Raw genomic sequence first — 10340 nt, 5'->3', positions numbered from 1 at the left:
ACCCGGCGCAAACACACCCGACACCGGCACCGCCGCCGTCGCGGCAGCCGCCGTGGCGGCAGCAGAGCGGGAACCCGGAGCGGCGAACGCCTCACCCGCGCTCTCCCCGACGACGGTGCCGGCAGCGGCCAGGGCCAGCAGGCCGGCCACACCATTCCGGCGGACACGCCGCACAGAAGCGGCAGCGGAAGACAGAGGAGAATAAGGGGAAGGCACGGACGCACTCCGGGGAGAGAGGAACATATCGGTCAGGCATTCTGTCCAGAAGAACAGGCCCCCGGGACGGCTGTCTTTCCTCCGAACGGCCCATGCGGCTGCCGGCGGGGGTGGCGTGTGCAGGTGCCACCCGTGAGGGTGACCGCCGGTGCAAGCTGCCTGCCTCTCAGCGGGCCCTGATCGCACTCGTGTATCTGCGCAAGCACGACGGCACGCTCGCCGAGTGCCACCGTGTCGGCAACGGCCGGGACGACTGCTCAGGCAAGCACCGCCGCCACGGGGTGAACATCCAGGCGGTCACCGGTGCGGCCGGTGGACTCATCTGGTACTCACCGGCCATGCCCGCACGGACCGCGGACGTCACCGCCGCCCGCATACACAACATCTCACGCTCTGTGAACGCCTAAAAGATCCCCGCCCTCGCGGACAAGGCCTACCAAGGCGCCGGCGGAACGTTCGCGACATCCGTCAAGAAGCACCGAGCCGTGACCTCACCATCAAAGACAAGTCCGCCAACCGGGCACACGCCCGACTCCGCTCACCCGTGGAACGAGCCTTCACACGACTCAAGGCCTGGCGGATCTTCCGCAGAGCCCGCGTCAGCCCCAACACACTCACGTCAATGACCAAGGCCGTCCCCACCCTGGAGAAGCAGTGCTGAAGAAGCTCAATGTTCTTCGTTACGGACGTGGTGCCGGGTATGTGGTTGTTTGGGGTGGTCATGCCTTGGGGTCCGGGCTTCGCAGAAGGTGCCGTCGCGGAGCATGGCAGACAGGACGCTGATGCGTTGGCGGGCGGGGCGGAGGAGGGCTTGGGTGTGGGTTTTGCCGCGGGCTCTTTGCCGGTCGCAGTAGGCGCGTGAGGCGGGGCCGACGTTCATGCAGGCGAAGGCGGAGAGGAACATGGCGGGTTTGAGCTGCCGGTTTCCGCCGCGGGTGCGTGTTCGCCGTGGAGGTTGCCGGCGATCTGGCCGTGGGGCGAGGCCGGCGTCGGAGGCGAGGCGGGCGGCGCCGGGGAAGCCGGTGCCGTCGTCGGCGGTGGCCAGCAGGACGGCGGCGGTCCTGGCTGACGGCTCCCGGGCATCGAGGTCGGGACCTGGTGAAGAGGGCGGGCTCCAGCAGGGTGATGGTCTGGGCTTCCAGCGCCCGGCGCTGGTCGTGGACTGCGGTCGGCGAGCGGGCCAGCGACGGGAGGAACGCGTCGCGGGTGCCGGTTCCCAAGACCACGACAGTCTGTTGGTCGAGGGCGTCGAAGACGTCGTCGGTCAGCCGGGTGGCCATGCGGGGGCCTTGGGCCGGATCGCCTCGGCGAGTCTGCGACGGTCGGCCTTGCGCAGGGCGGCCGGGGATCCGTAGCGCTCGAGGAGCCAGGTGACGGCGGCGTGGTCCAGTCTCGGGCCGAGCACCCGCTCGAGGCTGGGGTGGGGTGGGCAGGCCGCGGATCCGGGCGAAAGTGTTCTTCGCCGACCCGCACTCGCCCTGGCAACGGCCGAGAACACGAACGGGCTGCTGCGTAAGCATCTCCCAGGAGGCAGCGAATCTCTCCCGCTGGTCGTCCGCGGACCTCGAGCTGTTGCTTTGACGATCAGCAACCGGCCCCGCAAGATCCTCGGCTGGCGGACACCGGCCGAGGTCTTTCGACGAACAGCTACGCTCACTGCAATAGCCCGGTGTTGCAACGACGGATTGAACTCGCTCAGTGCACCAGCCACGATTTCGGTCTGCTGGCAGCAGAGTTCAACGTCCGGCTGTCCGTCGGCCGCACCGGCCAGTGCTGGGACAACGCTCTCGCGGAGTCGTTCTTCTCCGCCCTGAAGAACGAGCTGGGCGCCCAGTACCGGCCCCCCGGACAGCCGGCCGAACCGCGACCTCCGGGTGGAAACCGAAGGCTGTACAACTTGCACCGGCTCCACGGCAGCCTCGGCTACCTCAGCCACGCCGACTACGAGGCCGCACTCGCAGCCTAACCACCACGCCAAAGGTGTCCGTCAAAGCGGACAAGCTCAGAGGGGACCACCACGGCAGCCAGTCGTGCAACCTCCAAGCCCGGTCCTTTACGGCCGGGCCGTGTTGGCCTGCCACGCAGCCCTGCCTTCATCTGCATGTCTTGTCCGCTGATCGGCCCCCAGCGAAACGCCGGCGAAATCAGGCGCCCTGGGGGAAGCGGAACGGGTCACCGCTATGCGAGATTGGGGTCACCGCAGCCGGCGGGTATTCCCTCGCGGCCCGGGGGCAACCGAGCCTCCGGCTTGTAGGGCTGCAGCACCGCGCGGAGCCGATCCGGGCCCTGCCCGTTGTCCGGTTTAAGGGTTAGGCGCTGCTCACCGGCTTTCAGCACGCTACCCCCTCCTCGGGTGACTGATCCCGGGGGAACGTTCCCGCCCCTTTCATCGAGGAGCTGTGGGCCGGGCCCCTAACGCGCGACGGTGCGCGTCACCGGCCCTCCCCGCTCACGAAGTGCGGCGTCCCGAGCAAGCAAGGATTGACCATGGCTTCAAGCCTGACGAAGGGCTCGGCCGCCACCGGCGAGAAGACCTTTCTCGGCCACCCCAGCGGCCTCGCCTTCCTCTTCATGACGGAGATGTGGGAGCGCTACAGCTTCTACGGCATGCGCGCGCTGCTTGTGCTCTACCTGGCCGCGAATGTGGCCGACGGCGGCCTCGGGATGAACGACGCGACGGCGGTCGCGATCTACTCCGTCTACAACGCGATGGTCTACCTGCTCGCCCTTCCGGGCGGCTGGCTGGGGGACCGCGTGTGGGGTGCCCGCAAAGCGGTCGCCGTTGCCGGGGTGGTGATTATGGCGGGGCACTTCCTGCTGGCGGTCCCGTCCACGGCTTCGTTCTTCGTCGGCCTGGCGCTGATCGCGGCCGGTTCGGGTGTGTTGAAAGCCAACATTTCCACGATGGTCGGCCAGCTGTATAGGGACAAGAACGACCCGCGTCGTGACGGCGGCTTCACAATCTTCTACATGGGCATCAACCTGGGTGCCTTTGCCGCCCCGCTGACTATCGGCTGGGTCGGCCAAGAGCTCGACTGGCACATCGGCTTCGCCATGGCCGGTGCCGGTATGGCGCTGGGTCTGCTCTTCTACTTCATCGGCTTCCGCCATCTGAACCCGGTCTCGAGCCGGGTCCCGGACCCCTTGAGCGCTGCTGAGAAGTCCGCGGTTGTCAGGAAGGGCCTGGTATGGCTGTGCGTCGCTGCCGCCGCGTACGCGCTCATAGGGCTGGCCGGCGTTTTCACGATCAACTACGCCCTGTGGCCGCTGACCGTCCTCGGCCTGGTGCTGCCGGCCTGGTCACTGCTGCGCATCAAGCGCGACCGCGACCTGGAGCCCGTCGAGCAGTCCCGGATGTCGGCCTACGTGTGGTTCTTCATCGCCGCGGCGATCTTCTGGGCCATTTATGACCAGACCGGTTCGACCCTGTCGCTGTTCGCCAAAGGCCACACCGAGTCCATGCTGTTCGGTTTCGGCTTCCCGGAGAGCTGGTTCCAGTCGCTGAACCCGCTGTTCGTCATGGCGCTGGCCCCGCTCTTCGCCTGGCTGTGGGTGGCGCTGGCGCACCGCTCCAAGGAGCCGAGTACCGTGGCGAAGTTCTCCTTCGCCCTAGTCATGGTGGGTCTCTCCTTCGGCATCATGATGATCGCCCAGGGTGCGGCCGCCGGCGGCAAGGTCACCCCGATGTGGCTGGTCTCGGTGTACTTCATCCAGACCGTCGGCGAGCTGTGCCTCTCCCCTGTCGGCCTGTCGATGACCACCAAGCTGGCCCCGAAGAAGTACGGCTCGCAGATGATGGGCGTCTTCTTCCTCGCGGTTACCGCGGGCGACTCGACCATCGCGCTGCTCCAGCTGTGCGGTGTGCCGACCGACACGCAAAGCTGGTTCGCCAGCCAGGGCGCGCTGGCTGCGCTCGCCGGCATTGCGGTCTACCTGTACCGCAAGAAGGTCAAGCTGCTCATGCGCGGCATCCACTGACGCGCTCCCGCCCACCGCAGACGGGGTCGCCGCAGTGATCTGGCGATGTCGTTTCATTCGGGCCTGTTCCGCCCCGCCCGGCCGACTGGCCGACGCTGTTGGCGATTCGTGGGGGTGGAACGACAACGCCGGTCCCCAAGACCACAACTGGGTCTTGGGGACCGGCGTCACGCGCGCCCCGAGTCAGCCCCACGGCGTCGGCCGACTGCCGGGCGGGGCGAAGTGCGGCGCAGTGGCTGGCGCGGCCGACTGGGTGCGGGTGTCTCCGCCCTGCCGGTTCCAGGAGCCGCGGCCCCGGCCGTCCGCCGAGACGTCGGCGGACGGACACCGCACCCGCGGCCCTGCGGCTTGTTCGGCTACCGGCGGGTGACCTGATCTGCCTGGAGTCCCTTGGGGCCTCCCACTACGCTGTATTCGACGTGGTCGGCTTCGTGGAGTTCCTTGAAGCCGGTGCCCTGGATGGCTGAGTAGTGGACGAACAGGTCCGGGTTCCCGTCGTCTTGGCTGATGAAGCCGTAGCCCTTTTCAGCGTTGAACCACTTCACGGTGCCAGTTGCCATCGCTCATATCCTTGTTCGCTCGCAAGTAGTGCCGGGTGCTTCGCTGGGAAGCGCCCGCTGGTGGAAGTCTGCCATCCCTGCCGCAGTGAAGTCCCGGGATGCCGAGGCAGGCTGGTGCAGGGCCGGGTTACAGGCGGCGGGTGTAGGGGTGGAGCTGGTCGATTTCCTGGAAGCCGGCTTGCCGGTGGAGTTGTGCTGCCGGACCGGTGCTGTCGCAGGCGCAGCCGGCTGGGATGTCGAGGAGGACGGTGAGCTCGCGGATGCCGAGGTCGGCAAGGCGGGCCAGGCAGTGCCGCAGGTGCAGGTGGCCGGACCCGTGTTCAGAGTCCAGAGTGATCCATTCCAGCACTGCTGTCCCATCGACGGGGCGGCTGACGACCGCTCTTCCGAAGGGGGTGCCGCTGCCTGTCCGCAGCCGCATGTACCACCCGTGCGGGCCGGTGCTTTCGGTGATGTCGGCGGCCCCGTACGGCAGGCGCGGGATGGTGCCAGGGAGGCAGCGAAGGTAGCTCCAGCCGTCCTGGCGGCGGAATCCCGCAGCCTCCAGCGCAAGTGCACTGCCCCGGCGGTTGTGTACGGGCAGGCCCGCGAAGGACATCGCTGTCGGTGTGGCCAATGCGTGCACGGTGCGCCGCCCGGCGTGTTCCAGCATGTGCCGCACCAGCACTTGGGCGACGTGCTGGTCGTCCTCCGCGCAGTGCAGCCACAGCAGCAGCCCGTCGCCCCCGTGTTCGCTCAGAGCCCAGCCGATGGCGCCCACGACCTCGCCAGCGCTGCCGACCGCCACGTCCGTGCGCGGTTTCTGAAGCAGGGAGGGGACCGCGTCCCCAGGGCAGCAGCTGGCGAGAACGTGCCCGAGCATGTCGGCGGTCACCGCCGGGCGGCCGGGCAGCCGGTCGCCCTCGATCAGTTCCAGGAGCCGCTCCCGGTCTCGCGGCAGGTAGGGGCGCACCACGGTGTGGCTGGTCTGCGTGTTCACCGGTCCAGGTTCCCTGGCTCGTGCTGCGGCAGGGCTGAACGCCACACCCCGGCTCGGCACGGGGGGCGCGGGGGCCTGCCGGAAGGGGCTGCCGGGGTAGCCGCGGCGGCAAGAGGCAGCCACGGGTGCCAGGCCCGGGGGTGGCGGTGAAGGACGGTCCGGCCCGCGCGTGAACCGGCCCTGCAGGACTGTGGGGCCGTCCGGGCCGTGACCGGAGCATCTCCGGGACGGCGTCTGCACTGCCTGCCGGGTGCTCACCCGCCCTGAACCCCGGCGAGCTGGGGCGGTGTCACTTTCGCCCGCATGAAGAACTGGAAGATCCTCCGCGGCTACCGGCAAAGGGGGCGGCGGCCTCCAGCACGCGGTCCAGGCCGTCGCCACCATGCACAACCGGCACGGTGAAGCAGCACGTCAGGCACCACACCGGCCTGTCTTCTGCCACACCCTTCAGCACGGCTCAAAGCCCGGCGGATCTGCCGCCAAGCCCGCGTCAGCCGCGCACACTCACGCCAAGGGAACCGAGCCGTCCGCACCTTGGAGAGGCAACGCGGAAGAAGCCGACTTCTCGAGACGCCGACCCGTGGGGCGTGACGCGTCAGCGGCCTCCAGGCTCCTCGCGATCGTTGCTGCGGGCGCTCGTGCCGCCGCCTGTTGCGCCGCCGCCGGTGCGGACAGGGCCGAATACTTTTGAGCCGATCGAATGGCCTGGACCTGACTTGGCGGTATGCGTCGTGCGGGAGGGCTGCCCGCAGGTTGGCGGCAGGGGCCCGCCCTCCGCTATCTGTGGCGGCTGCACGAAAACCGGACACCTGCTTCGCGGCAAACCCGTGGAATGAACACAGGTCCTTCACGCTGCCCGAAGTTTTTGCTGTCATGGGCGCGTCAATGCGCGCCATTGATCTGTTCGCTCCCCTCAAGGCTGAAGAACAGGAGATGCCATGACAGTGCGACACCTGCTGGTCGGCGGAGCGGTGGGTATGGCGGCGATCCTCGCCGCGGCACCCGCCCAGGCACAGCCGGTCACCGATCCGCCCGGCCAGATCACCGTGGAGGTCCAGACAGTCAACGGCTCCGGTTGCCGGCAGGGCACCGCCGCGGTGGCCGCTTCCCCCGACAACACGGCGTTCACCGTCACCTACAGCGACTACCTGGCCCAGGCCGGGGCGGGTTCCAACCCCGTGGACTTCCGAAAGAACTGCCAGCTCGGCCTCAGAGTGCATGTCCCGCAAGGCTTCACCTACGCAGTCGCCAGAGCCGACTACCGGGGATTCGCCCACCTGCAGCGCGGCGCCTTCGGCCAGGAGCGGGCGAGTTACTACTTCCAGGGCATGTCGCAGACGGCCCGCGTCACCCACCAGTTCAACGGCCCCTACACCGACAACTGGGAGGCAAGCGACGAGACGGGGTACGCCGACCTCGTCTGGGCACCGTGCGGTGAGGACCGGATCCTCAACGTGAACACGGAGCTGCGCGTGTACACAGGCTCCTCCAATCCTCAGAATCTGAGCTTCATGGGCATGGACTCCACCGACGGGAGCGTCAGCACGAAGTACCACCTGGCCTGGAAGGAATGCCCGGCGGCATGACCACCGGGCACCCACGCCACAGCTCACCAACAGGCTGAAAGAGGAGTCCATGTTCCGCACTGTCCTCGCGGGCGGCGCTGCCGCGCTGCTGCTCGTCCTCGGCACACCTGCGCACGCCGGTGCCGCCAAGCCAAGCCTCCCCGCACCTCCCGACAAGATCGTCATCGACCTCGTGAGCGTGAACGGCACCGGCTGTCCGGAAGGGACCGCCCAGGTGGCAGTCGCTCCCGACAACACCGCGTTCACCGTCACATACAGCGATTACCTCGCCCAGGTCGGGCCTAACGCGTCCCCCCTGGAATTCCGCAGGAACTGCCAGCTCAACCTACGCGTCCACGTACCGTCCGGCTTCACCTACGCGATCGTGCAGGCCGACTACCGCGGATACGCCTCCCTGCAGCAGGGGGCCAGCGCCATGGAACGGGCCAACTACTACTTCCAGGGCATGCCCCAGACCGCCCAGAGGTCGCACTACTTCGCGGGGCCGTACGACGACAACTGGCAGGCTACCGACCGCACCGAGTACGCCGACCTGGTCTGGGCTCCCTGCGGGGAAAAGCGCAACTTCAACATCAACACTGAGCTCCGGGTAAACGCAGGCACCTCCAACCCGAAGACCCAGACAAGCTTCATGACCATGGACTCCACCGACGGCAGCGTCAGCACGGAATACCATCTCGCATGGACGGAATGCCCCGGCATGCCGTGACCCCGCCCTCATAGCAGGGAGTCCGTGCCGGCGCACCGAGAAGGGTCCCCGCTCCGCCGCAAGCGGGGACTGTCGCCCGCACCGTACACCGGTGCTGCCCGCGCAGTCTGCTGGCACCGCTGAGGCCGACCCGGGCCTGTCGGCGGCAGTCCGGTTCAGGCCGCCTTCTCCGACGGAAGTGCCGGCCTGACCGCTGAGCGGCTCGCAGAACAGGTGACGGAAGCCTTCAACCCGTCAGGCAATCGCAGGAGGCTGTCGCGCTGACGGGCTGCACTCGCCAGGCCCGTGCCCTCGCGCGTTCTGCGCTGAACCCCGGCCGACTGCGTCTCGCCCGGCTGTGGGCCACCGCCTTGGCACCGAACTCGCGGCGGGCCTTCAACGGGGCCGGGGTCGGCTCCCGGGCCAGGTTAGGCGGGCGCAGCGCAAGTCCCCGGCGATCGCAAGCCGCTCGCGGTGGCCGGCCCGGCGGTGTGGAAAGACGCTCGCGCTCCTTCCACACCGCCGCACTGCCGCCAGCTGAACACGCTGCGGCCGGGATGGCAGAGTGGGACGCACGGGGCTGGGCGCGGGGGCCCTATGCCCGCGACGGCGCGCCCGGCCCCCGGGGCCGCTATGGCGTGTCAAGCATGTGAGGCGGTCCGGGAGGACCGGGTGCGGCTGATGACTGGTTGCCGTCGATGGCTCGGGAGGACTGGCCGCCCGGTCCTCCGGGACGCTCCGACCACTGATTGAGAACTGCGGTCATCGCTGGTTAGGGACCTGTCGGCGGAGTGTTCTTCGGACCACGGAGTGCTGGTCACGACAGATACGGAGCCACAGGCTTGAGCACGCGGCAGAGCCGGATGCGGGTCGGCATCGACGCCGGCAAGAGGCACCATCGGGCGGTGGCCCTCGACAGCGACGGCGAGACGCTGTTCTCGACGAAGGCGATCAATGACGAGAGCCAGCTCCTCGCCCTCATCGAGACCGCCAGGGAACGCGCTGACGCGCTGATGAGGTGCGATGGGCGGTGGACATCTCCGGCCGCGCTCGACCGGGTAGCGCCGTCGGAATGCGGGGGTCCGGGGTGAGCGGCCTGCGGGCGGCCGCGGGGGTGGGATGAGATGTCAGAGATCAGCGGCCGCCGGAGCCCGGCCCGTTCTGCCCCCACCCGCGATCCACCGCCCCCGTCCCGGGGCCGGCCGGGGCCGGAAGGGGTCGGCAGCCGGCTTCATGCTCCGCCGTGCCGCAGTCAGCACCACATCACCGCTTGCCGTTGCCGAACCGCCTCGCCCACCGGCACAGCCGCCAATTCTGCACCGAGGAGTCTCAAGCGGTGGCGTCCGCCCGGGGGAGCCGGATGTCGTCCTCTCAGGGGCCCGGCCGGCCGGGGTAGGCCGCGCCGGGGCGTCCGTATGGTCGTAGATGCAACCGGTTGAAAACAACAGAAAATCACTAGCTTCGGCCAGTGGGGACAGTCCGTGACATGAGGAGCATGCGCGGCTGGTGCGGCAACCGCTCGCCCGGGTATAAGGCCCGGCAGTAGCCAGTCTGAGAGTAGACCCGCCCAGCACAGTCTTCGCACCAGCCCGAGCCGCAGCCTTCGAGCCCGCCCTCCCGGCGGGCTTCTGCGCGTGGAGGGGCCGATCCGGATACGGCCCCTGCGGCTGGCGGCTCAGACCGCAGCCAGTTCTTCCACAGCAGAGCCGTCAGCCCCTGGCCGCCGCCGTCGTCGTCGGGCTCCACGAGGAATGGATCCTCCACCCGCCTCTGCCTCCAGCGAAAGGCGCGGACGGCCTCGACGGCGGCCAGCAGATACTCCGCCGTAAGCGACCGCCCATCACCCCACTCATGGCCGCGGGTTTCCCCACGGACGGCCAGACATCTTCCAGGACCTGGACCGATACCGGTCAGCAAGCTGGATGGTGTGAAGAACAGCAGGGATTGCCCAATCTTGGTCGAGCCAGAGCGGTGACGCCTTGTGACGGGTTCATGCCGCTACGGAAGCGAGGTACTGAGCTCGAAGGCCTTGCCGTCGCGTATGAGGACCCATAACACGTTGAGGCCACGCCTGCCAGAGCCGGGACGGCCTGCTTGTGAGACTTCCCCTCGGCGCGTTTGCGCTGCAGGCGGGTGGTGACCGCCGCCTGCTCGGCGCGCCGGGCTGCAGCTGGCCGAATACGCAGGTCACCGGACTCCGGATGGGTTTCAGAGGTTGCTGGACTCGAGCGTCTGCGTCTGGGATGCAGACGCGGTCCGTGACGACGTGCGGGACCATGTTGCCGAACGGCTCGGGCCGGGCGGCGTGCTGATCATCGACGACACCGGTTTCA

At 68.5% G+C, this 10340-nt stretch carries 8 protein-coding genes and 4 pseudogenes; 8 read left to right on the top strand and 4 right to left on the bottom strand.

Annotated elements, in window-relative coordinates:
• The first annotated feature begins 308 nt into the window (after positions 1-308).
• Positions 309-877 (top strand): annotated as a pseudogene (locus tag IF89_RS45135) (transposase family protein).
• A gap of 6 nt (positions 878-883) precedes the next feature.
• On the opposite strand, the gene IF89_RS49805 reads toward IF89_RS45135, so the two are convergent.
• Both IF89_RS49805 and IF89_RS49800 read right to left on the bottom strand, forming a co-directional pair.
• Positions 884-1261: a transposase gene (locus IF89_RS49805; RefSeq protein ID WP_420706999.1), complete on the bottom strand. Its 378-nt coding sequence runs from the start codon at positions 1259-1261 to the stop codon at positions 884-886.
• Positions 1262-1480: 219 nt separating this feature from the next.
• Positions 1481-1621: a hypothetical protein gene (locus tag IF89_RS49800; protein ID WP_420706998.1), complete on the bottom strand. Its 141-nt coding sequence runs from the start codon at positions 1619-1621 to the stop codon at positions 1481-1483.
• Between the two features lie 44 nt (positions 1622-1665).
• Here IF89_RS49800 and IF89_RS48285 point away from each other — a divergent pair.
• From IF89_RS48285 to IF89_RS0133460, 3 genes and pseudogenes are all read left to right on the top strand, one after another.
• Positions 1666-1881: pseudogene (locus IF89_RS48285) on the top strand (transposase); the annotation flags it as partial.
• Between the two features lie 4 nt (positions 1882-1885).
• Positions 1886-2182: an integrase core domain-containing protein gene (locus IF89_RS0133465; RefSeq protein WP_199820605.1), complete on the top strand. Its 297-nt coding sequence runs from the start codon at positions 1886-1888 to the stop codon at positions 2180-2182.
• 521 nt (positions 2183-2703) lie between these two features.
• Complete coding sequence (locus tag IF89_RS0133460; RefSeq protein ID WP_030776200.1) at positions 2704-4194, top strand: peptide MFS transporter; 1491 nt, start codon at positions 2704-2706, stop codon at positions 4192-4194.
• 356 nt (positions 4195-4550) lie between these two features.
• On the opposite strand, the gene IF89_RS0133455 is transcribed toward IF89_RS0133460, so the two are convergent.
• On the bottom strand, positions 4551-4754 hold the full coding sequence (locus IF89_RS0133455; protein ID WP_030776197.1) for a cold-shock protein: 204 nt from the start codon (positions 4752-4754) through the stop codon (positions 4551-4553).
• Positions 4755-4881: 127 nt separating this feature from the next.
• The gene (locus IF89_RS38775; protein ID WP_043194727.1) at positions 4882-5733 is read right to left on the bottom strand and encodes a hypothetical protein; all 852 of its coding nucleotides are present in this window, start codon (positions 5731-5733) and stop codon (positions 4882-4884) included.
• Positions 5734-6671: 938 nt separating this feature from the next.
• Here IF89_RS38775 and IF89_RS0133445 point away from each other — a divergent pair.
• From IF89_RS0133445 to IF89_RS48280, 4 genes and pseudogenes are all read left to right on the top strand, one after another.
• Positions 6672-7319 (top strand): DUF4360 domain-containing protein, encoded by a 648-nt coding sequence (locus IF89_RS0133445; protein ID WP_030776194.1) that lies wholly within the window; start codon positions 6672-6674, stop codon positions 7317-7319.
• A gap of 49 nt (positions 7320-7368) precedes the next feature.
• Complete coding sequence (locus tag IF89_RS0133440) at positions 7369-8028, top strand: DUF4360 domain-containing protein (RefSeq protein WP_030776192.1); 660 nt, start codon at positions 7369-7371, stop codon at positions 8026-8028.
• Between the two features lie 821 nt (positions 8029-8849).
• Positions 8850-9058, top strand: a pseudogene (locus IF89_RS0133435) (IS110 family transposase); the annotation flags it as partial.
• A gap of 1101 nt (positions 9059-10159) precedes the next feature.
• Positions 10160-10340 (top strand): annotated as a pseudogene (locus IF89_RS48280) (IS701 family transposase); the annotation flags it as partial.

This window comes from Streptomyces sp. NRRL F-2664 (assembly GCF_000719345.1).
Classification (GTDB): domain Bacteria; phylum Actinomycetota; class Actinomycetes; order Streptomycetales; family Streptomycetaceae; genus Streptomyces.
This window is presented reverse-complemented; position numbering and strand designations above follow the sequence as displayed.

Coding starts and splice junctions, on each gene's coding strand:
- IF89_RS0133460 (WP_030776200.1), top strand. CDS start 2,704: ATGGCTTCAAGCCTGACGAAGGGCTCGGCCGCCACCGGCGAGAAGACC.
- IF89_RS0133455 (WP_030776197.1), bottom strand. CDS start 4,754: ATGGCAACTGGCACCGTGAAGTGGTTCAACGCTGAAAAGGGCTACGGC.
- IF89_RS0133445 (WP_030776194.1), top strand. CDS start 6,672: ATGACAGTGCGACACCTGCTGGTCGGCGGAGCGGTGGGTATGGCGGCG.
- IF89_RS0133440 (WP_030776192.1), top strand. CDS start 7,369: ATGTTCCGCACTGTCCTCGCGGGCGGCGCTGCCGCGCTGCTGCTCGTC.